General features: G+C 34.0%; 18 protein-coding genes. 15 read left to right on the top strand and 3 right to left on the bottom strand.

Going from position 1 to position 23,968, the window contains the following annotated elements; translation table 11 throughout:
* The 15 genes from FM121_RS07050 to FM121_RS06980 all read left to right on the top strand — a co-directional run bounded on the left by FM121_RS07050 (position 1) and on the right by FM121_RS06980 (position 19,212).
* Positions 1-1,092, top strand: a complete 1,092-nt coding sequence (locus FM121_RS07050) for a carbamoyl phosphate synthase small subunit (RefSeq protein ID WP_086951468.1) — start codon at positions 1-3, stop codon at positions 1,090-1,092.
* Entirely contained in the window at positions 1,076-4,255 is a 3,180-nt protein-coding gene (gene carB / locus FM121_RS07045) for a carbamoyl-phosphate synthase large subunit (RefSeq protein ID WP_086951467.1), read from the top strand. Before FM121_RS07050 ends, carB begins: the two co-directional genes overlap by 17 nt.
* Before the next feature lie 24 nt (positions 4,256-4,279).
* A complete protein-coding gene (locus tag FM121_RS07040; RefSeq protein WP_086951466.1) occupies positions 4,280-5,059 on the top strand; it encodes a dihydroorotate dehydrogenase electron transfer subunit in 780 nt (259 codons plus the stop codon).
* Positions 5,056-5,976, top strand: coding sequence for a dihydroorotate dehydrogenase (locus FM121_RS07035; protein WP_086951465.1), 921 nt, complete (start codon positions 5,056-5,058; stop codon positions 5,974-5,976). Before FM121_RS07040 ends, FM121_RS07035 begins: the two co-directional genes overlap by 4 nt.
* Entirely contained in the window at positions 5,973-6,686 is a 714-nt protein-coding gene (gene pyrF / locus FM121_RS07030) for an orotidine-5'-phosphate decarboxylase (protein WP_086951464.1), read from the top strand. Before FM121_RS07035 ends, pyrF begins: the two co-directional genes overlap by 4 nt.
* Positions 6,686-7,306 carry an orotate phosphoribosyltransferase gene (gene pyrE / locus FM121_RS07025; RefSeq protein WP_086951463.1) on the top strand — a complete coding sequence of 207 codons (621 nt, stop codon included), beginning with the start codon at positions 6,686-6,688 and terminating at the stop codon, positions 7,304-7,306. The genes pyrF and pyrE overlap by 1 nt, the downstream gene beginning before the upstream one ends.
* Positions 7,307-7,690: 384 nt before the next feature.
* Positions 7,691-9,607 (top strand): 1,4-alpha-glucan branching protein GlgB, encoded by a 1,917-nt coding sequence (glgB, locus tag FM121_RS07020; protein ID WP_086951462.1) that lies wholly within the window; start codon positions 7,691-7,693, stop codon positions 9,605-9,607.
* Between the two features lie 45 nt (positions 9,608-9,652).
* Positions 9,653-10,795 (top strand): glucose-1-phosphate adenylyltransferase, encoded by a 1,143-nt coding sequence (locus tag FM121_RS07015; protein WP_086951461.1) that lies wholly within the window; start codon positions 9,653-9,655, stop codon positions 10,793-10,795.
* Complete coding sequence (gene glgD / locus FM121_RS07010) at positions 10,785-11,966, top strand: glucose-1-phosphate adenylyltransferase subunit GlgD (protein ID WP_086951460.1); 1,182 nt, start codon at positions 10,785-10,787, stop codon at positions 11,964-11,966. Before FM121_RS07015 ends, glgD begins: the two co-directional genes overlap by 11 nt.
* Positions 11,935-13,368, top strand: a complete 1,434-nt coding sequence (gene glgA, locus FM121_RS07005; protein ID WP_086951459.1) for a glycogen synthase GlgA — start codon at positions 11,935-11,937, stop codon at positions 13,366-13,368. The genes glgD and glgA overlap by 32 nt, the downstream gene beginning before the upstream one ends.
* A 39-nt stretch (positions 13,369-13,407) precedes the next feature.
* Positions 13,408-15,810 carry a glycogen/starch/alpha-glucan phosphorylase gene (locus tag FM121_RS07000; protein ID WP_086951458.1) on the top strand — a complete coding sequence of 801 codons (2,403 nt, stop codon included), beginning with the start codon at positions 13,408-13,410 and terminating at the stop codon, positions 15,808-15,810.
* Between the two features lie 17 nt (positions 15,811-15,827).
* A complete protein-coding gene (locus FM121_RS06995; protein WP_086951457.1) occupies positions 15,828-17,681 on the top strand; it encodes a glycoside hydrolase family 13 protein in 1,854 nt (617 codons plus the stop codon).
* A gap of 83 nt (positions 17,682-17,764) precedes the next feature.
* Entirely contained in the window at positions 17,765-18,169 is a 405-nt protein-coding gene (locus tag FM121_RS06990; RefSeq protein WP_256958424.1) for a phosphate-starvation-inducible PsiE family protein, read from the top strand.
* Between the two features lie 18 nt (positions 18,170-18,187).
* The gene (locus tag FM121_RS06985) at positions 18,188-18,817 is read left to right on the top strand and encodes a YfbR-like 5'-deoxynucleotidase (protein WP_086951455.1); all 630 of its coding nucleotides are present in this window, start codon (positions 18,188-18,190) and stop codon (positions 18,815-18,817) included.
* Between the two features lie 194 nt (positions 18,818-19,011).
* Positions 19,012-19,212 carry a cold-shock protein gene (locus FM121_RS06980; RefSeq protein ID WP_086951454.1) on the top strand — a complete coding sequence of 67 codons (201 nt, stop codon included), beginning with the start codon at positions 19,012-19,014 and terminating at the stop codon, positions 19,210-19,212.
* 162 nt (positions 19,213-19,374) lie between these two features.
* Here FM121_RS06980 and FM121_RS06975 read toward each other — a convergent pair whose 3' ends face one another.
* The 3 genes from FM121_RS06975 to FM121_RS06965 form a co-directional block, all read right to left on the bottom strand.
* Positions 19,375-20,823 carry an APC family permease gene (locus FM121_RS06975; RefSeq protein WP_086951453.1) on the bottom strand — a complete coding sequence of 483 codons (1,449 nt, stop codon included), beginning with the start codon at positions 20,821-20,823 and terminating at the stop codon, positions 19,375-19,377.
* 170 nt (positions 20,824-20,993) lie between these two features.
* Positions 20,994-22,241: a glycoside hydrolase gene (locus FM121_RS06970; RefSeq protein WP_086951452.1), complete on the bottom strand. Its 1,248-nt coding sequence runs from the start codon at positions 22,239-22,241 to the stop codon at positions 20,994-20,996.
* Complete coding sequence (locus tag FM121_RS06965) at positions 22,238-23,947, bottom strand: NFACT RNA binding domain-containing protein (protein WP_086951451.1); 1,710 nt, start codon at positions 23,945-23,947, stop codon at positions 22,238-22,240. Before FM121_RS06965 ends, FM121_RS06970 begins: the two co-directional genes overlap by 4 nt.
* Positions 23,948-23,968 lie beyond the last annotated feature (21 nt).

Genomic DNA, 23,968 nt, shown 5'->3' with positions numbered 1-23,968 from the left:
ATGAAACGATTGTTGATATTAGAAGATGGAACATATTTTGAAGGTGTCGGCTTTGGTGCACCAGGAATTGGAACAGGAGAAGTTGTTTTTACGACTGGAATGAGTGGGTACCAAGAAGTTTTGACTGATCCAAGTTTTAAGGGACAAATGATAATGTTTACTTACCCAACAATCGGAAATTACGGAATTAATCGAGATGACTTTGAATCAATGGAACCATCATGTAACGGAGTTATCGTTAAAGATTATGCAAGAGTAGCATCAAATTGGCGGAGTAAAATGACTTTAGATGAGTTTCTTAAAAATAAAAAAATACCGGGGATTTCAGGTATTGATACCCGTGCGTTAACTAGAAAATTAAGAGAATCTGGCACGATTAAAGGAAGTATTATTGATGTAGTAAACGATATTAATCATGAGTACGATCAATTAAAAGCAACCGTCTTACCTAATAATCAAGTCCATGAAGTGTCAACAACTAAAGCCTATCATATTCCGGGAGTGGGTAAAAACGTAGTGGTTGTTGACTATGGAATGAAACAAAGTATTTTAAGAGAATTAGTGGCTAGAAAGTGTGGCGTAACCGTTGTCCCTTACCATTACACAGCAGAACAAATATTAGAGTTAGCTCCTGATGGTGTTATGTTATCAAATGGACCAGGAGATCCTAAAGATGTCTTAAAAACATCTAGTATGATTTTAGGAATTCAAGGTAAAGTACCAATCTTTGGGATTTGCTTAGGTCACCAGTTACTTAGTCTTTCAAATGGTGCTGACACATTTAAATTGAAATATGGCCATCGTGGAAGTAATCATCCAGTAAAAGAGATTGCGTCGAACCAAGTTTACTTTACTTCTCAAAATCACGGCTATGCGGTGTCTCGAGATAGTTTGGATACAACAGAGTTAATGTTAACGCATATTGAAATAAATGATGGCACAGTTGAAGGAATTAAACATAAAAAATACCCATCATTCTCAGTTCAATTTCATCCAGATGCAGCACCGGGTCCACATGATGCTGTGTCATTGTTTGATGAATTTGTAGAATTAATGGAAACTTGGGGGATAAAAAATGCCGAAAAGAAATGATATTAAAAAAATATTAGTGATTGGTTCTGGTCCAATCATCATCGGACAAGCTGCCGAGTTTGATTATGCAGGTACACAAGCCTGTTTAGCGCTGAGAGAAGAAGGATACGAGGTTATTCTGATTAACTCTAACCCAGCAACCATTATGACAGATAAAGAAATTGCGGATAAAGTTTATATTGAACCAATTACGTTGGAATTTGTAGCAAAAATATTAAGAAAAGAACGACCTGATGCAATTTTACCAACTTTAGGTGGACAAACAGGGTTAAACATGGCGATGACTTTATCCGAAAGTGGGATTCTTGATGAACTAGATATTGAGCTTTTAGGTACGAAGTTAAGCGCGATTGATCAAGCAGAGGATCGTGATTTATTTAAACAATTAATGGAAGAATTAGGCGAACCAATTCCAGAGAGTGCGATTGTTACAACAGTTGAAGAAGCGTTAGAATTTGCAAAAGAAATTGGTTACCCTTTAATTGTTCGACCAGCTTTTACTTTAGGCGGAACAGGTGGCGGGATGTGTGACGATGAAGAATCGTTAATTGAGATTACTAAAAACGGCTTACATCTCTCACCTGCGACACAATGTTTAATCGAAAAGAGTATCGCAGGTTACAAAGAAATTGAATATGAAGTGATGCGAGATTCCAATGATAACGCCATTGTGGTCTGTCACATGGAAAACTTTGATCCAGTTGGGATTCATACGGGGGATTCGATTGTCTTTGCCCCATGTCAAACTCTATCAGACGTGGAAATTCAATTTTTAAGAGATGCGTCATTAAAAATAATCAAAGCGTTAAAAATTGAAGGTGGCTGTAATGTGCAGCTTGCCCTAGACCCACACAGCTACAAATATTACGTGATTGAGGTCAACCCTCGAGTAAGTCGGTCTTCAGCATTAGCAAGTAAGGCAACAGGCATTCCAATAGCAAAACTTGCTGCAAAAATTGCGGTTGGTTTAACACTAGATGAAGTGAAAAATCCAGTCACTGAAACAACCTATGCAATGTTTGAACCAGCACTAGATTATGTAGTAACCAAAATTCCGAGGTGGGCCTTTGACAAGTTTGAAAAAGGTAACCGTAAGCTGAGTACTCAGATGAAAGCAACTGGAGAAGTGATGTCATTAGGCCGTACGATTGAAGAGTCGCTACTTAAAGCAGTTCGCTCTTTAGAAATTGGAGCCTATCACATTGAACTAGAAGAATTAACCCCTTTGTCAGATGATGAGATTACCTATGGCATGATTCACGCTCAAGATGATCGCTTGTTCTATGTTTCAGAAGCTATTAGACGAGGCTTTACAATTTATGAAGTTGCTGACTTTACTAAAATAGATGTTTTTTTCTTAGATAAATTACTCCACATTGTTGAAGTAGAAACTCAAATCAAAGAAAACAAACAAAATATCGAAGTATTGAAAGAAGCGAAGCAACTTGGTTTTTCAGATGTTTACATTGCGGATAAGTGGGAGATGTCAATTAAAGAAGTCTATGACCTAAGAAAAGAAAAAAATATTTTCCCAGTTTACAAAATGGTAGACACGTGTGCCGCAGAATTTGCGTCTAAAACACCTTATTTTTATGGAACATATGAAATAGAGAATGAAAGTATCAAATCAGAAAAAGAATCGATTATCGTTTTAGGCTCAGGACCAATTAGAATTGGGCAAGGTGTGGAATTTGATTACGCCACTGTTCATTCAGTAAGAGCGATTCAAAATGCCGGGTATGAAGCGATTATTATGAATAGTAACCCAGAAACAGTTTCAACAGATTTTTCCATCTCAGACAAGTTATACTTCGAACCTTTAACCCTAGAAGATGTGATGCACGTCATTGAATTAGAACAACCAAAAGGCGTCATCGTCCAATTTGGTGGACAAACAGCAATCAACTTAGCAGAAGGGTTAACAGAACACGGAGTTAAGATTATTGGAACAACGATCGAAGACTTGGACCGTGCTGAAAATAGAGATAAATTCGAACAAGCATTAAAAGAATTAGGGATTCCGCAACCAGAAGGGGCAACAGCGACTAATACTGAGGATGCCATCGTTATCGCTGAAAGAATTAAATATCCTGTTTTAGTTAGGCCGAGTTACGTTCTAGGTGGACGTGCCATGGAAATTGTCTGGAGTACCAGCGACTTAAAGAGATACATGAAAGAAGCGGTGAAAGCCTCGCCAGAACACCCGGTTTTAATTGATCGTTATTTAGTGGGGACAGAGTGTGAAGTAGATGCTATCTGCGACGGTGAGAATGTCTTACTACCAGGTATCATGGAACATATTGAGCGCGCAGGAGTCCATTCAGGAGATTCGATGGCAGTTTATCCACCACAAAATTTATCGGAAGAAGTGATTGGAAAAATTGTAGATTATACAAAAAAACTTGCGTTAGGATTAAATTGTAAAGGTATGATGAACGTTCAATTTATCGCCCAAGATTCAGAAGTTTATGTGATTGAGGTTAACCCACGAGCTAGCCGAACGGTACCGTTTTTAAGTAAAGTTACTGGTATACCAATGGCGCAAGTCGCAACTAAATGTATTTTAGGGCAAGATCTAACAGAACTAGGCTATGAAGATGGTTTGTATAAAATATCTGACTTAGTTCATGTTAAAGCGCCAGTCTTTTCATTTGCGAAGCTTCAAGAAGTAGATACTCAACTTGGACCTGAGATGAAATCAACAGGTGAAGTGATGGGAACAGATAAAACACTGGAAAAAGCTCTTTATAAAGCTTTTGAAGCAAGTGGCATGCATTTACCGAATTACGGATCAGTTTTATTTACTATCGCTGATGAGTCAAAAGAAGAAGCACTTCAATTAGCCAAGCGATTTAGTGAAATTGGCTATGGACTTGTTGCGACAGAAGGAACTGGAGAATTTTTCAGAAGTCACGGTTTAGAAGTAAAAGTTGTCTCTAAATTAGACCAAAATAGTCAAGTAAATGTCTTGGATATGATTCGTCTAGGACAAACGCAACTGGTAATTAATACCACTGGAAATGAATCACAGCCAAAATCAGATGGATTTAAAATAAGACGAGTTTCAGTTGAAAACGGTGTGCCGTTAATGACCTCATTAGATACAGCTGATGCGATTTTAAAAGTTTTAGAAGATCGTAACTTTTCAGCCATCGCATTATAAAAGAATAAATAAAGGAGAGGGATTATGAAACAAGAAATGATGCTTATTGAGAGCCAGATTGAGCTGGCACCAAGAATATTTGAGTTAACATTGAAAGGAGAAATGGTAGACCAGATGGAAACATCTGGTCAGTTCCTCCATATTCGTGTCCCTCGTTCTGATTTATTATTAAGAAGACCTATTAGTTTAGCTGAAGTGAACCATGAAGAATCGACGTGTAAAGTAATTTACCGAGTAGATGGCTGTGGAACTAGAGCGATTAGTGAATTAACTAAAGGACAAGAAATCGATGTCTTAGGACCTTTAGGAAACGGCTTTACCACAGAGTTTGTAAAAGAAGATGATGTGATTTTTGTTGTAGGTGGAGGAATTGGTGTCCCACCTCTTTACGAATTAGGAAAAGGATTGAAAGATAAAAAAGCTAAACTAGTCTTTCTCCAAGGATTTGGCACAAAAGATGCCATTTTTTATGAAAAAGAATTTTCTGAATTAGGCATGCTAATGATTGCAACAGATGATGGTTCTTATGGCTATAAAGGTCATACGGGGCATTTAATTGAAAAAGCATTAAAAGTTTATCCTAATCCAGCAGGTGTTTTTGCTTGTGGTCCGACTGGATTACTTAGAGCCGTTGAAGGAGCGTTCACTGATCATCCACATGTGTATCTATCAATGGAAGAAAGAATGGCCTGTGGTGTAGGCGCTTGTTATGCCTGTGTGTGTCAATCGAAGGAAGACCTCACAGTGAATAAAAAAGTCTGTGATGAAGGACCAGTCTTTAAGTCAGGAGAAGTGATTATATGAGTCGATTAAGTGTGAAATTACCAGGTTTAGATTTGAAGAATCCAATTATGCCAGCTAGTGGTTGTTTTGGCTTTGGGGATGAATACAGTAAATATTATGATTTAAGTGTTCTAGGTTCGATTATGGTTAAGGCTACGACCTTAGAAAAGCGTTACGGCAATCCATCCCCTCGAGTAGCAGAGACACCAAGTGGCATGTTAAATGCAATCGGCCTTCAAAATCCGGGACTAGAAACCATTATGGCGAATCAACTACCTTCTCTTGAGAAGTATGATTTACCGATTATCGCAAATGTTGCCGGTTCTTCGGAAGATGAATACGTTGCTGTTTGTGCAAAAATTGGGGACGCTCCTAATGTAAAGGCGATCGAGCTTAATATTTCTTGTCCAAATGTTAAAGAAGGTGGGATTGCTTTTGGAACAAGCGCTGAGGTTGCTGCTAGTTTAACTCGCGCAGTCAAAAAAGTGGCTAAAGTGCCGGTCTACATTAAACTTTCTCCCAATGTAACAAGTATTGTTCCCATCGCAAAAGCTGTGGAAGAAGCTGGAGCAGATGGTATTACGATGATCAATACGTTACTTGGAATGCGAATCGATTTAAACACAAGAAAACCTGTTTTAGCTAATGGAACAGGTGGTTTATCAGGTCCTGGAATTAAACCAGTTGCCATTCGGATGATCAATGAAGTCACACAAGCTGTTGATATACCGGTTATTGGTATGGGTGGCGTGAGCTGTGTGGATGATGTGATTGAGATGTTTCTAGCAGGTGCCAGTGCGGTAGCTGTAGGAACAATGAATTTTACAGATCCGTATATTTGCCCGAAACTAATCGAAGAATTACCTAAGCGATTAGATGAATTAGGAATTGAAAGTATTGAAGCGTTAATAAAAGAAGTGAAGGAGTCACGTCAATGAAACGACCAATTATTGCCTTAGATTTTCCAAGTAAAGTAGAAGTTGACCAATTTTTAACTTTATTTCCGAATGATGAAAAATTATTTGTCAAAATCGGCATGGAATTATTTTATAGAGAAGGTCCAAGCGTTGTTAGAGAATTAACGACATGTGGACATGATGTGTTCTTAGATTTAAAACTACATGATATTCCAAATACTGTAAAATCAGCGATGAAAAATATCGCTTCATTAGGTGTAGCGATTACTAACGTTCATGCGGCAGGTGGTCGTGAAATGATGATAGCTGCTTTAGAAGGACTTAAAGAAGGTGCACAAACAGGTAGAGACGTACCTAAATTAATCGCTGTGACACAACTAACTTCAACGAGTGAAGAACAGATGCAGTCAGATCAATTAATTAAAGTGAGTTTAGAAGAAAGTGTTGCACATTACGCTAAAATGACAGAATTATCAGGTCTTGACGGGGTTGTTTGTTCAGCCTTAGAAGTAAGTACTATTAGAGATAAAACAAGTGAGAACTTCATTTGCTTAACTCCAGGAATTAGACCAAGCAACAGCGAAAAAGGGGATCAAAAACGTGTCATGACTCCTAGTCAAGCTAAAGCAATTGGTTCAAGTTACATCGTAGTGGGAAGACCGATTACTCAATCGGAAACACCTTATGAGAGTTATGTACAGATTAAAAATGAATGGAACGGTGAAAAATAATGAAACAAATCGCAGAACAATTATTAGAAATTAAAGCAGTGGCACTTAGTCCAAATGATCCTTTTACATGGGCAAGTGGTTTGAAAAGCCCGATTTACTGTGATAACCGTTTAACCATGAGTTTTCCAAAAGTTCGCCGTGACGTGGCACAAGGGTTAGCCAAAAAAATCAAAGAAACATATCCAGAGGTTGAAGTTATTGCAGGAACAGCGACAGCTGGTATCCCTCACGCAGCATGGGTTGCAGAGATTTTAGATTTACCAATGGTTTATATCCGTGGTAAAGCTAAAGATCATGGTAAAAAGAACCAGATTGAGGGGCAAATCTCTGAAAGTCAAAAAATGGTCGTTGTTGAAGATTTAATCTCAACGGGAGGAAGCGTACTTGAAGCGTGTGTTGCTGCTGAAAATGAAGGAGCTAAGGTTTTAGGTGTTGCAGCCATCTTCACTTATGAATTACCAAAAGGTATCAAAAATTTTGAAACTGCTAAAACATCGTTTGTGACCTTAACGAACTACAGTGAATTAATCGAGGTTGCTACAGAAAAAGACTATATTACAGAAGCAGACGCTGTTTTACTTAAGAAGTGGAAAGAAAATCCAGCAGAGTGGAATAAATAGAATATTTAATTAACAAGGAGATAACTTAATATTTCTTTGTTTTTTAGTATGATTAAAATTTAATAAGATATTAAATAACATAATTTGAAACAAGGTAGCGTGTAAAAATGTTATCTTGTTTTTGTTTTTATTAAGTTCAAAAAAAGAGTAGTCTTAAAAAATATCACTTCAATAAATATGTTCATTTCACAAATTTTAGATTATAAAAACATTTACATTTTGAATAATAACTCTTAAAAGTGTAAACGCTATATTAAATGAATAAAATTTTAATAATAAAGAACTGTCGTTGTTTTTTTGTGGTATTATATAACTATAAACAATATAAATTAACTCTTTTTATTTGTTTGTATCAATGTATTGGAAAGGGTGATGATTTAATTTATGAAAGTAACTGAATTACCAATTTTTCATGAAATTTCTCAAGGTCAAAAGAAATCATTTTTAACGGGTGAAAATTTCAAAAGCCAAGACGTATTAGGTGTTCATCAAATGGTTAAAGATGACACAGTGTATTATATTTTTCGAGTCTGGGCACCTCAGGCATTAGAAGTTTTTCTGGTAGGAGATTTCAATAATTGGCAAGATACAGAATTAATGTCTAAGGATGAAGAGACAGGTATTTGGGAAATTACTACAAACACACCTCAACAAATGGATTTGTATAAATATCACATTACACAACTTAATGGTCGTAAAATCATGAAGATTGACCCTTTTGCCAAAAAATTTGAACAAAGACCAGGTACTGCAGCTGTCGTTTATACTGAGACAGAAAAAAAATGGAAAGATGGACTTTGGAGAGGCAGAAATAAACGCATTAAACATGATAAGAGACCGCTAAACATATACGAAGTACATGCAAGTTCATTTAAACACCATTCTAATGGAGAGCCATACGGATTTAAAGAACTGAAAGATGATTTAATTCCTTACCTTATAAAGATGAATTATACTCATGTTGAATTTATGCCGTTAATGGAGCATCCTTTAGATCAGTCGTGGGGATACCAGTTAACAGGTTATTTTGCTTTATGTTCTTATTATGGAACGCCAGAAGACCTACAAGATTTTGTAGAAGAATGTCACCTAAACAACATTGGAGTGATTGTTGACTGGGTTCCAGGACACTTTTGTGTGAATGATGACGCACTTGCTTATTATGATGGAACACCGCAATTTGAATACACAGAAGAAGATCGAGCTAAGAATGTTCGTTGGGGATCAATTAATTTTGATTTAGGAAAACCAGAAGTCCAAAGCTTTTTAATCTCTAGTATTCTTTATTGGGTAGAGCATTTCCATATTGATGGTATCCGAGTTGACGCAGTTTCTAGCATGATTTATCGAAATTACGATGATGGACCATCTACGCTTAACCATGAAGGTGGTACTAGTAATTTAGAGGGATGTCATTTTTTAAAAAAATTAAATGCTGTCATGAAACATAAGCATCCTGAAGTTTTGATGATTGCTGAAGAAAGCTCATCTGAAACAAAAATCACAGGAAGTATCGAAGATTCTCTAGGTTTTGATTATAAATGGAATATGGGTTGGATGAATGATATTTTACGATTCTATGAGATGGACCCGTATTTTAGAAAAGATAATTTTAATTTAATGACTTTCTCTTTTATGTACATGCTGGACGAACGCTTTATCTTACCTTTATCTCATGATGAAGTCGTTCACGGGAAGAAAAGCTTAATGCATAAAATGTGGGGAGACCGATACAAACAATTTGCTCAACTGAGAAATTTATATACTTATTTAATGACACATCCAGGGAAAAAATTATTATTCATGGGAAGTGAATTTGGACAATTTCTTGAATGGAAGTTTAATGAATCCTTAGAATGGGCAGATTTAGAAGATGAAATGAATCAAAAAATGCAATTTTTCACTTCTGAATTGAATCAACTTTACAAAGAATCGTCATCTTTATGGGAATTAGAAGACAGTTCTCAAACAATTGAAATTATTGACGCTGATAACAGGGATGAAACGGTTTTATCTTTTATTAGGCAAGGCAAAAAGAAAAAAGATTTCTTGGTTGTTGTTCTAAATATGACACCAATTGAGCGAACTGATTTTCAAATTAGCGTTCCTTTTGAAGGAACATATACAGAAATCTGGAATACGGAAATGAAGGAATATGGCGGGACATGGGAAAGTCACAATATTGATTGTGAAACTTTTAACAATGGTGGAGAGTCTGAACATATCATAAAAACAATTGTCCCCGCATTAGGTGTTATTATTTTAAAGCCAACTGAGATTAAAATGACTCGAAAAAAATAACTGATCGAGAGGAGGCTGATGAAGGTTTGACTTCATCAGATTAGTATGAAAAAAGAAATGTTAGCAATGATTTTAGCAGGTGGTAAAGGCTCTAGACTTGGAAAATTAACTCAAAATAATGCTAAACCAGCAGTGCCTTTTGGGGGAAGATATCGAATTATCGATTTCACTTTGAGTAATTGTATTAATTCAAATATTTCAAATGTTGGAGTTGTTACACAATATGAGCCACTTGTTTTAAATTCACATCTAGGTAACGGGGATAGTTGGGGACTAGACGGAATTAATTCAGATTTAACAATATTACAACCATTCTCTGCCAACGATGGTAGTAAATGGTTTGAAGGAACGGCGCATGCCATTTTCCAAAATATGGATTATATTGACCGCATGGATCCTGAGTATGTATTAGTTCTATCAGGAGATCATATCTACACGATGGATTATGAAAAAATGTTAGAAGCTCATAAAGAAAAAAATGCCTCTCTTACGGTATCAGTTATTGAAGTACCTTATAAAGAAGCTTCACGATTCGGGATAATGAATACAGATAAAAATAATCGTGTGATTGAATTTGAAGAAAAACCAGAGGAACCTAAAAATAATTTAGCTTCAATGGGAATTTATATCTTTAATTGGGCTTATTTAAAAGAATTCTTCCTAACAACTCATCAAAAAGATGGTGAGATGTTAGATTTTGGTAAACATGTTATTCCTTCATATATAAACAGTGGAGAACGAGTTTATGCTTATGCTTTTAAAGGTTATTGGAAGGATGTAGGGACAGTAGAATCTTTATGGGAAGCTAATATGGAGTTTATTGATCCTAATAATGAACTGAACATACGTGATCGTAATTGGCGAATTACCACAAGACATCGCGTGTCTCCACCACAATTTTTAACTGAAAAAGCAAGTGTCAATGAATCTTTAATTTCTAGTGGCTGTTATGTGTCAGGAAATGTGAATCATAGTATCATCTCAACAGATGCTCAAATTCAAGAAGGAGCAAAAGTATCCGACAGTGTGATTATGTCAGGTGCTAGAATTGGAAAGAATGCGGTCGTTTATAAAGCCATTGTAGGCGAGAATGCTGTTGTAGGTGACAATGCAGTTATTGAAGGAAAAGAAGAAGTAGCTGTTGTAGGAAATGCTGAAATAATAGGAGTGTGTAGCGATGAAGACTAATAAGACATGTGCAATTTTAGCAGATATAAAAAAAATAGATGATTTACTACCATTAACTACCAGAAGACCCGTTTCTTTATTGCCGTTTGATAGTATTTACCGAATGATTGATTTTAATTTATCAAATGTTATCGATGCGGACATTCATTCGATTTATATGATTTTTAATCAAGGAATGACACAATCCGTAATTGATCATATTAGTGGTGGTAAGGAATGGAATTTAAGTAGTTTACCAAATCGCTATTTCATGCATTTCTTTGAAGGACTACAAGAGCGTGAGCCTGAGGATGATCATTATTATGATTCGGTTATTGAATATATCGAAAAATCAGATTCAGAATTCACTGTTTTTATGGGGAATAAAATGTTATGCAATCTTGATTTGAGTCAAGTAAAAAATGTCCATAAAATGCATCGTGAGGACATTACAGTTGTTTATAAAAAAATGCCTAAAAATCAGATTGCTGCAGGAGATATTATCTTAGATATTTCTAAAAATGGCAAAGTGGAAGGTATCTCAACTGCAAAAAATATGGAAACTGAGTTAGATAATCTGTTTATGAATATTTGCATCGTTAAATCAGATTGGCTAATTCAAGAATTAAAAAAATGGCGAACAAATGAAGATATTGTGACGATAGAAGATGTTTTAAAAGATGCAATGAAATCAAAAACAACGTGGGCATTTGAATATACAGGCTACTTAAGTAATATTTTTGATATTAAATCATACTATGATGCCAATATGGAAATGCTTGAATCCACTAAATTTTTATCATTGTTACATTCCAGTAAAAAAATCTATATGAAAAATATTAATGAAGTACCAACCTACTACTCAAAATCAAGTAGTGTAAGTAACAGTCAAATTGCTGCAGGATGTTTAATATATGGTAATGTGTCACGCTCGCTAATATCTTCTGGAACAATAATAAATGAAGAGGCAGAAGTTAATAACTCGATTATCATGGCGAAGTCAACGATCAAAAAGAATGCTATTGTGCGATACGCTATTTTAGATAAGAATGTAGTGATAGATGAGGGTGTACAAGTGATTGGTACATCAGAAAAACCAATTGTTATCAAAAAAAATGCTCATATTGTTGAAGATGTTATTCAAATGGAGGAACAAGTAGATGAAAGTCTTATTTTGCACAGCGGAGTGTAATCCGTTTTTTAAAACTGGTGGATTGGGCGATGTAGCAGGCGCTTTACCTAAAGAGTTAAAAAGAAATGGTATAGATGTAAGAGTGGTTTTACCCTTCTTTTCAAAAATTTCTCAAGAACTAAAAGATCAGTGTCAAGATATTGTAAATTTTACAGTCAATGTAGGCTGGAGAAAACAGTATTGTGGGATTAAATATTTAAATCATGAAGGTATCGATTATTACTTTATTGATAATTTATATTATTTTGATCGCCCTAATATTTATGGAGATTATGATGATGGCGAAAAATTCGCCTTTTTCCAACAGGCTATTATTGAAATGCTAGAGAAAATTGATTTTGTTCCTGATGTAATGCATCTCAATGATCATCATACAGCGATGATTCCTTTTTTGTTAAAAGAAAAATATAACTGGATTTCTGCTTATCAGCATATAAAAACAGTTCTAACGATTCATAATCTCGAATTTCAAGGGCAATATGGACCTGATCTTTTACCTGAATTATTTGGTATCGGAACCGATCGTTTTGACGATGGTACCTTACAATTTAATGGGGCATTGAATTTTATGAAGGCGGGTATCTTGTACGCTAATAAGATTACAACAGTTAGTCCAAGTTATGCCAGAGAAATCCAAACGACAGAATTCGGTTTTGGTTTAGATCCTATTTTAAGAATGGAATCTCATCATTTGAGTGGTATTTTAAATGGAATTGATTATGATGTCTTTAATCCAGAAACAGATGAGCGTTTAAATCACCATTACAATGTAGATAGTTTAGGTATTAAACAACTAAATAAAAAAGACTTGCAAGAGCGTCTAGGTTTACCAGTTAGAGAAGATGTTCCAATGATCGGTATGGTAAGTCGACTAACTTATCAAAAAGGCTTCCATATTTTATTACAAGAGATGGAGAATTTATTACAATTTGACGTACAAGTTGTTTTACTTGGCACAGGTGACCCAATGTTTGAACAACAATTTGAGTACTTTGGCTATAAATATCCTGAAAAAACAAGTATTAATATTTCTTTTGATGAAACTTTGGCTCAGCAAATTTACGCAGGATCAGATTTATTCCTGATGCCATCTGCCACTGAACCGTGTGGGCTTTCACAAATGATGGCCATGAGATATGGTACTCTACCAATCGTTCATGAAATCGGAGGATTAAGAGACAGTGTTCAATCTATGAATCCAATTACAGGTGAAGGAACTGGTTTTGGATTTGATAATTTCCAACCCTATTATTTGATGGATGTTATTAAAAAAGCGGTATTCTTATACTATGATGACCGAGAAATGTTTAACAATCTAATGAAACAAGCAATGACTAAAGATTTTAGTTGGAAACAATCGTCACAACAATATATAGCACTTTACAATGAATTACATAGTTAATTATTTTGTTCGTGTATTGAAAGGTAGATAAAAAATATAATGACATTCACCAAGAAAGAATTTAAAATCGAATTTAAGGAGAGGCTGCAAGAGCGCTTTGCACTTTCAGTCTCAGATGCATCAAGTAAAGAGTTATATGAGACACTCGGTAAATTAGTTACCTCTCATTATAGTGGGAATTGGAAAAATACGAGACAGGGCTATTTATCCGAAAAACAAAAACAAGTTTTTTATTTTTCAATTGAATTTTTACCAGGAAGAATGCTGAAAAGTAATTTACTTAACTTAGGAATTCTTGATGTAGTAGAAGAAGGACTGAGTGATTTAGGAATTGATTTAGAAGATTTAGTGCAAGAAGAACCAGATATGGCATTAGGAAATGGTGGTTTGGGACGATTAGCATCATGTTTTATGGACTCACTTGCTTCGATTGGGATGCCAGGTAATGGTAATGGTATTCGTTATGAATATGGCTTGTTTAAGCAACGTTTTGTTGACGGCTATCAAGTTGAATTACCGGATGAGTGGCTTAACCGTGGAAATATTTGGGAAGTACGTCGTGAAAGTAAAGCGGTGAATGTCCATTTTGGTGGTAAAGTGGACTTAATTGAAGAAGCTAATGGCCAATTAAAACCGATATATCGTGGTGGCTATTCAATTAAAGCGATTCCTTATGATACAGGAATGACTGGCTTTGAAAATGACACAGTCAATACAATGCGTTTGTGGAGTGCTGAGGTTACTCAAGAAGACAAAGCGAAGTTTCAAAATTTTGAAGGTAGACAAGAATTAGAGAATTTAACATCTGTTCTGTATCCAGATGATTCTAATGAACAAGGACGCCGCTTTAGGTTATCACAAGAATATTTCTTCGTATCAGCAGGGATGCAAAGTATTTTTAACTATTATAAGACGTTAAAATTACCAATGATTGATATGAATAAATATATCGCCATTCATATCAATGATACTCATCCAGCTATGTGTGTGGCTGAGTTGATGCGTTTATTAGTGGATGAAGAAAACATGTCTTGGGAAAAAGCATGGGATGTGACATCAAAAGTGATGAGTTATACCAATCATACGATTATGTCTGAGGCTTTAGAAAAATGGCAAAGTTCATTAATGAAAGAAGTTTGTCCTCGTATCTTCCAAATTATTGAAGAAATTGACCGTCGTTATGTAGAAGAATGGCAAGGTGTTTTTGATGATGACTTAATTAAGCGAACGCGTATCATTCGTCATGATCAAATTCATATGGCTCATTTGGCTATTATCGGTTCTCATTCAGTAAACGGAGTTGCAAAATTACATTCAGATCTTTTGAAATCAGTTGTGCTAAAAGATTTTTATGCCATTTATCCAGAGCGTTTTAATAACAAAACAAACGGTATTGCTCAAAGACGTTGGTCTCAATTAAGCAATCCAATGCTATCAAAAACGTTAGATGAATATATTGGTAAATCATGGCGTAAGGATACAACTAATTTACGTTTATTATTAAATCATCAGGACAATAATAAATTACTTTCAGATTTAGAACAAACAAAATTTGAAAATAAAAAGAAATTAGCTGCTTATATTAAAGAACATAATGATGTAACAGTTTCACCTAATGCTATTTTTGATATTCAAATCAAACGACTGCACGCATACAAACGTCAGTTAATGAATTTGATGCATATTATAAAATTATATTTAGACTTAAAAGAAAATCCTGAATTAGATATCACACCTAGAGTCTTTATGTTTGGAGCTAAAGCTGCACCCAGTTATCATTTTGCTAAGTCAGTAATCAAATTAATCAATGAGACAGCAAATTTAATCAATAACGATCTTGATATTCAAGATAAAATTAAAGTTGTCTTTTTAGAAAATTATAATGTGAGTTTAGCTGAGTTAATCATTCCAGCAGCTGATGTGAGCGAACAGATCTCTTTAGCATCTAAAGAAGCATCTGGGACATCAAACATGAAGTTTATGTTGAATGGTGCCATTACTTTAGCGACTCTTGACGGAGCTAATATAGAGATTAGAGATGCTGTCGGTGAAGAGAATATCGCAATTTTTGGGTTGACAGAATCTGAAGTATACCGTTATTACAATGAACAAAATTATAATTCAGCAGATATCTATCATAATAATCCAGTCATTAATCGAGTTGTTAATGCATTTGTAGATGGCACAATTCCGAATTGTTGTATGGAAGGACAAGAAATTTTTGATTCTCTAATTACTTATAATGATGAATTCTTTGTGTTAAGAGACTTTATGTCTTACTGTGATGCACAGGCTTGGATTGATGCCAGTTATAAAGATACTAAAAAATGGGGCAAAATGAGCTTAAATAATATTGCCCATGCTGGTCATTTTTCAGCAGATGATACTGTAAGAAAATATTCTGAAGATATTTGGCAAATAGAGCCAATTCGTAAGGGTTAGAAGAGGGGAAATCATTTTTGGACATTCAATATAATTCATGGTTAACTAAGTTTAAACAGCCCTTTGGTGCAATTAAATCAAATGATAAAGTTGAATTTAATATTTTTGTTGATTCCAAAGAGATAATTCACTCTGTCTCTTTGGTTATAAAAAAACAACAAGAAACCATTGAGATTGAAGAATTACCAATGACATTATTTGAAGAGAACAAGTACAAGTGCCACTACCAAGTAAAAAAAGGTAGTGGTTTGTATTTGTATTGCTTCAAAATACATGCTATCAATAAAGAGGGGCATCATTTTCATTTATATTATGGTAAAAATAAAACAGGTGGTCAGGGTCATCAGTACACGAGTGAGGCAGAAATTAGTTGGTATCAGCTAACAAGTTATTCTCAAATAGATGAAGCTCCTAGTTGGTATCGTAATGCCTGTTTTTATCAAATATTTCCAGATCGTTTTTTTAATGGCAATCCAGAAAAACAAGTAAATTCACCTAAAAAGAATACAATGATTTATGGAAGTGAAGAAGATCTACCTTTTTATATTAAAGATGAAACAGGAGACATTAAGAGATGGGATTTTTATGGTGGTAACTTAAAAGGGATTAAAGAAAAAATTCCTTACCTAAAAGAGTTGGGAATTACGGCACTGTACTTGAATCCTATATTTGAAGCCAATAGTAATCATCGTTATGATACCAATGATTATTTTAATATTGATCCTGTTCTTGGGACAAATGAAGAATTTAGGGATCTTGTAAATACATTACATGAAAATAATATGAATATTATTTTGGATGGTGTTTTTTCACATGTTGGTCGCAATAGTCGCTATTTTAACTATTCTGGAGAATACGGAAAGTATATTGGTGCCTATCAGAATCCTGAATCCAAATATTTCAGTTGGTTTAATTTTTTTAATTTTCCAGATGAGTATAAATCTTGGTGGGGAATTGCCGATCTCCCAGAAGTGAATAAGCACATTCCTTCATTTCAACAATTTATTTATGGTGACCAGGAGAGTGTTTTAGCTAAATGGGAAGATTATAATATTGATGGTTGGCGATTAGATGTGGCAGATGAGTTACCTAATTTCTTTTTAAAAGGGATCAGAGAAAAATTAAATCAAAAAGAGAATCAGGTATTAATCGGTGAGGTCTGGGAAGATGCTTCTAATAAAATAGCATATGGCGAAAGTAAAGAATATGCTTCTTATCCAGTTCTACATGGTGTCATGAACTATCCTTTGAGAGAGCAAATATTAGATTTAATCAATGAACAAAAGCCTGTTTGTGATGTTATCAGTGAGATGGTTACTTTAAAGGAAAATTATCCAAAATACTTTTATTATAATGCGTTGAACAATATTGGTACGCATGATACTGACCGGATTTATACAGAGTGTGGTGGGTCATATCAGAAGGTAGCGTTAGCTTTTGCTTTACTGTTTATGGTGCCTGGTGTTCCTTGTATCTATTACGGAGATGAAGTAGGACTAGAAGGGGAGAAGGATCCAGATAACCGTAGATTCTATCCTTGGAATTCACAGAATATAACCCTTAAAAAAGTTGTCCAAAACTGGACTAAATTAAGAGAAAGTCATCTTTCCTTATCAGAAGGTAATATATATTATCTATATAACACTAAAAATAATTTGATGGCGATTCATCGTTATGTTGATTCTGAAGAAAGTCTTTGTTTATTTAATTTCAGTGACTATGAAAAAGACTATTATGAAACAAGTTGGCAATGTGATGAATTAAATGCAATAGCAGTGTCCGAAATATTAAAAAGGTTTGACATCCCTAAGTTGAATGTATCAAAACAACACTATTTATTTTTAGTAAAGTCGAAACATAATAAAATATAAAAAAATATCCCCACTTTTTAAGTAAAAAAATTGACAACTTTGTTAATTAAAAGCTATTATATTAAAAAGAAATGGGGTTTTTTATGTTTAAAACGTATGAAAAAATACTTTATTCAATTGTTAATGTCTTTTTGTTTATATTGGCACTCTTGATTATTGCTTATATGGCCAGAGATTTGATAGGAGCGTTTAATTTAATTATGACTCCTTATGATCAAAGGTCATTGGAAGATATATCGGGTTATATTCTTTCTTTCTTTATGTTATTTGAATTTATTGTAATGATTGTTAAATACATTGAAGATGCTCATGATATTCCAATAAAATATTTGGTGATTATTAGTATTACAGCAATTTTAAGGCAACTTTTGGTTGTTCATAACGATGGATTACAGACACTATTATTAACTGTTTCAACGTTAGTATTAGCTATAGTGCTTTATGTACTAGAGCTCGCTAAAAAGAAAAAAATAGAAGATAAAAAATAAAAATTAGGGGTGAGCAAAATGGGATTAAATGAATTTATTTTAGGCTTAAATAATTTAGAGAAAATCACAAGAGCACCAGGTTTTTTTAAATATACAAAACATACGGTCGCGGCTCATTCTTATCGTGTAGCTTCGATTGCTCAAGTTCTAGGTGATATTGAAGAAGCTAACGGTGTGTCAATTGATTGGAAATCATTATATGAAAAATCTTTGAACCATGACTATACGGAGCGTTTTATTGGTGATATTAAAACACCGGTGAAGTATGCAAGTAAAGAACTAAGAGGGATGCTTCAAACTGTTGAAGAAAAAATGACTGAAGAATTTATTTCGCAAGAAATTCCTAATCAATTCCAAGATATTTATAGGAGACGTTTGTTTGAAGGTAAGGATGATAGCGTGGAGGGAGAAATTTTAGCAATTGCAGATAAAGTTGATTTACTTTATGAATCTTTTGAAGAAATTGTAAAAAGTAATCCTGAAGAAGTTTATATGGATATGTTTATTGAGTCTGTGCAAACTATCCACGCCTATTCACATAGGCCTTCAGTTAAATACTTTTTTCAAGAAATATTTCCTGAATTATTGAACAAAGATTTTTATGGTCGAGAGCATTTTATTGCTAAGATAGATCAAATTCATATTTAGTTATTTTAAAACAAAAAATGCTTAAATATATGCAACAAAACCATTGTAGTCTTAAATGTTATATGATAGAATAGTTATTGTAGTAATTGGATACGAGATTAGGAAAATATTTATTTTATATATAATTCTCCTATTAAGCGTCACATTTATTGCAATAATTCGCGTACAAAGATGCGCAATAGGAGGAACAGCACATGGCTAACGGTACAGTAAAATGGTTTAACGCAGAAAAAGGATTCGGATTTATCACTCAAGAGGACGGAACAGATGTATTTGCTCACTTCTCAGCTATCCAAGGTGAAGGATTCAAAACTTTAGAAGAAGGTCAAGAAGTTACTTTTGACGTAGAAGAAGGCCAACGTGGACTTCAAGCAACAAACATCGAAAAAGCTTAATTAAAGCTTACAAAACACTAGAGACTTGTTTCTAGTGTTTTTTTTGTCTAAAATAAGTGTTCAAAAAAAGAGGATGACCTAAATAAAAGTCATCCTCTTTTGTGTATTCACGAAAACCCTGATAGTTCGGGGTGAAATTAGCAACTTCTATGACAACTGAAGTTAAACGCCTTTTTCACCACTCTTTTTTTGAGCTCTTCTTGCAAAGAATGGGAAGATTGTTCCTAAACCAATTAAAATAATTGGAGTTAAAATATTCATAATAAATTGGAAAATGTAAGCTCTAGGGTCTTCAGCATAAGGAATCTTAGGTACAGCGCCTAAAATACAAGCGAAAGCTGTAAATAAGAAGCACCATAAACCTACAATATAGCCAATTTTGGGATTCTTGATGAATTTATAATCAGAATCAAACTCTTTATGCATTTTATTAATCATCATATAGGCAAAGAATACCCATAGATAACGAAGTGGCATCACGATTGAGTTTAAGTTTAGTAACCAAACATAGTTATCGTTCATATTTTTAATTCCTAAGCCAGGAACAATAATTAAAATACTCACTAAGATACCTGTTAAGATATAGCCTTTAACTGGCGTTCCTTTAGCGTTAGCTTTAGAGAAACTTTCAGGAATAAATTCCTTATCTGAATCAGCTAAAAGAATTTTAAGTGGCGCATCAATAGAAAAGGCAAGAGCTGAAATTTGAGCTAACATTTGAGCAATTGCGTAAACAACAACGAAGAAGTTACCCACGTTGTAATAAGCACCTAATTTTCCAAAGGCTTCATAAGCACCATTAGCCATTAAATCTTTAGGAACATTGTTACTATCAAATAACATACCCATTGAGAACGAACCTAAAATCGCACAAACACCGATCATAATAGCTAAAACAAGCATTCCTTTAGGAAATTCCTTTGATGCATTTTTTGTTTCATTCACATAAGGAGAGATTTTTTCAGCTCCACCAACTGCGAAAACTAACATTGAGATGGTTGTAAAATAGGCAAAATCAAATTTAGGAATATAAGATTTAATATTTCCCATATCTGGTGTAGCAAATGAGGCCCCAGTTAGAGAAGGTGCTGATACTGCTAATAAAATAAATAATAATGACATGATAAACATCGCAGTTCCTGCAACGCCACCAATCCTTTTTAATGTGGTTAATCCTTTTGAAGAAATCCATAAAAAGAATAAGAAAATCGCCAAACAAATCATAGCAATCGTTGTTGCGCTAGCTGTGTTAATAAAATTACCATTTTGTTTAAAGATCCAGCTTAGAGAAATAATAATACCTTGAGGTTTTTGTGCTAAGTAGGGGATATGCACGACCCAATAAGTCCAAGCAGCAAAATAACCAATTTTCTTAGTTGTTGTATTCTTAACCCAGCTACTAACACCACCAGGGCTGTCTTTAAATGTTGAACCTAATTGTCCGACTATTAATGCGTATGGTACAAAGTAAAGTGCCATGATAAGTATCCATGAAACTATAACAGAAAGCCCTTGTGTCGCATAATTATTAACGACATTTCCTAGACCCCATACAGAAACGAAAGCAATGATAGCAACGTTGTACCATCTTAATTGCTTAGATTTATCCATATTAAAATCACTCCTTTATATTTTAGTTACTTTAATATCATAATGATTAAGAGAAGGTATGACAATCAAAATATTAAGAAAAGAAGCTTAAATGATAAAGATATTAAAATTAAGTGAATTTTGAATAAAAAAAGAACACTTAAAAGTAAGTGTTCTTAGATAAATTTCATTTAAGGTGCTGTGCTAGAGCTCTCTTTTGTCGTTAACGATTTCTTATTAGGATTTAATAAATCAGTTGTATCAGAGTAATTAAGTCCTTTTAATTTAAAGATATCCTTACCATATGATAAACCAACACCACGGGTATCATCAAAACCAATACCACTATAAAACACATAGTATTGACCGTTGTCTTTTAATAAAGCACTCTTATAAAGTCCTTTACCATCGAATTGATGTTTATCACCAGAAGGGAAGATGATAGGTGTTAAATCGTCCCATGTTTTACCATCTTTAGATTTAGAGTAGTAGACGTTCATAACATGACGTTGAGAGAGTTGAATTGTCCCATCACTCTTGAATCCAGAAACAACTGTTTCATAGCCCAAATCTGTTTTTTGTACATCTAAATGCCAATGTTTCATCCCATCAGCATTAGAATAAGCCATTTTGACTTCAGTTGGTTTTGTCCATTTTAAGCCATCTTTACTTGTACGGTGCCAAATTTTAAAGCCATTAGCAACATACCAAACTTGATAACCGTTTTCATCTTTTACAAAGTCAGGAGAAATCCAATCACCTTTTTTACGATTCGCTTTATGGATCACTTTTTTATCGCTCCATGTTTTACCATCAGAAGAATCTATACGGTAAATGACAACATCTCCAGAAATATCATCTACATAACGCCAAAATAATTCTAAACGATTTTCTTCTTTGTTATAAATGATATTTGTATCAGAATCATACTGCAATGGTACTTCGCCATTAAATTTTTCTGACTTAGGTTCGTCTAAAGGGTTGTTATCGTCTGGGATCCATTCAATTAAATCGTTAGATTTGAAAACATGTGGGTTCTCATAAGTAGCAACGCCTTTAGGGTAGGCAGTAATTCCCATCCAGTATTTATAGCCATTCCATTTTTCTGGAAAACTAATAACAGATGGATGCGTATTTTCAATTGTATCATAAGCAGTAGGTAAGATGAGTCTTTCATGAGCATTAGCATGACTGACTACTTTTTTACCACTAACATACTGCACATTTGCATTATTAACGAATCCTTTTTTCTCTTTTACATATGTTATTGTATTAGGTAAAAATAAAGCAACTCCGGCAAATGCTACGATTAACATAAAGCAATTAAGCTTCCAATTTTTTAAATCTTTTTTGAAAAAATAACGATAGATAAAATAACTAAATCCAAATACCATAATACTAATTCCAACAAAAACTATTAACGCTTCTCTAAATCTCATAATTGTCCTCCATTTAATAACGCTTTATCAATTTTTTCTTTATTGGGTGTGATAAACAGTGTTTTTTGATTCTCATATATAACATAACCGGGTTTTGCCCCGTTTGGTTTCTTGACATGTTTCACTAATACATAGTCTACAGGAACTTGGGCCGATAGCCGATATTTTGAATAATATGCGGCTAGATTAGCTGCTTCTAATAAGGTTTCTTCGTCCACATCGTTACTGTTAATGATAACATGGGAACCAGGAATGTCTTTGGCATGTAGCCACGTATCAGTTTTTTTAGCTGATTTCAAAGTTAATTGATCATTTTGGAGGTTATTTTTACCTACAGAAATAATCAAACCAGTTGAAGATATGAATTTTTCAGGTTCACTTTTCTTTACTTTTTGCTTTTTCTTTCTTTGTCGATCTTTAATATATTTTTCGGCAATTAATTCTTCTCTAATTAAATCGATATCTTTTGGTGTGGCTAATTCAAGTTGATCAGCGACAGATTCTAAATATATTTGCTCAAAATTAGCTTTTTCAAGTTGTTCTTTAACAATTTTAACGCTGTTTTTTAATTTCTGATAGCGTTGGAAGTATTTTTGAGCATTTTGATTAGGAGATAGGGCTTCATTTAATGAAATATCAATAGGCTCATTATCTTTATAATAATTTAATAAGGTCACTTTTTTAGCTCCTCGTGGTACTTCGTGTAAAAAAGTTGTTAGAAGCTCACCTTTAATTCTAAAAATTTCTGCATTATCCGCATCAATTAAAGCTTGATCAAATTTCTTTACCTTTTTTTTGATTTTAGCTAAATCATTCTTAATTTTTTTAAAAAGTTCTCCAGCTTGCTGCTTAACGCGGTCCCTTTCAGCTTTTCCTTCATAGAAACCGTCTAATAAATGACTTAGTGACTTATAATAAACAAAAGTATTCTCCATCGATAAGAAGGGAATAGGGGTAAAGAATTCTTTTCCTTCTAATTGGTAAAGACAGGGGTTAGTCTGTTCGGATAATTCAGAAAAAAAGGCTTGCCAAATATTAAATTTATTTTTTAAATCTAAGTTTATTCGATAAGCTAACTCAGACGCGGTATCTTTACCAAAGCCTTGGAAATTATTTTGAATAAATGACGCATCTATATTGTCTGCTGTATTCATTAATTCAAATAATTGATTGTAAGGAATTTCAAAAGGATTTATTTTTTCTTGTTTAGGTGGAGAAATATAGTCTGCACCGGGTAAGATTGTACGATAGCTATTCATACTCGAACCAACATGTTTTATAGCATCAATTATTTTGTTAGATGACTGATTGAATAAAATGATATTGCTGTGACGGCCCATAAGTTCGATTGTAAGGATGATATTTTCTAAGTCTCCAATTTCGTTTCTGCTGGAAAAAGAAAAATGTAACACACGATCATTTTCTTTTTGAGAAATAGATTCAAGTAAACTTCCTTCGAGGTATTTTCTCATTACCATACAAAAATTAGGTGGAGTAGAGGGATTTTTATAATTAATTTCAGTCAGTTGAACACGAGAGTAGGAAGGATGAGCTGATAAAAGTAATGTATGATTTTTACTTTTATTTCTAATAACTAACATCAATTCATTCTCATAAGGTTGATGGATTTTTGAAATACGGCCACCAACAAGTTCATGGGTTAATTCTTTTGATATTAAGTGGGTAAATATACCATCAAATGACATATAGTTTCTCCTTTAAATTTA

The organism is Vagococcus fluvialis bH819 (assembly GCF_900163795.1).
GTDB classification, from domain to species: domain Bacteria; phylum Bacillota; class Bacilli; order Lactobacillales; family Vagococcaceae; genus Vagococcus; species Vagococcus fluvialis_A.
Note: the sequence above shows the minus strand (reverse complement) of the source record. Positions and strands in the feature narration are given on the sequence as shown.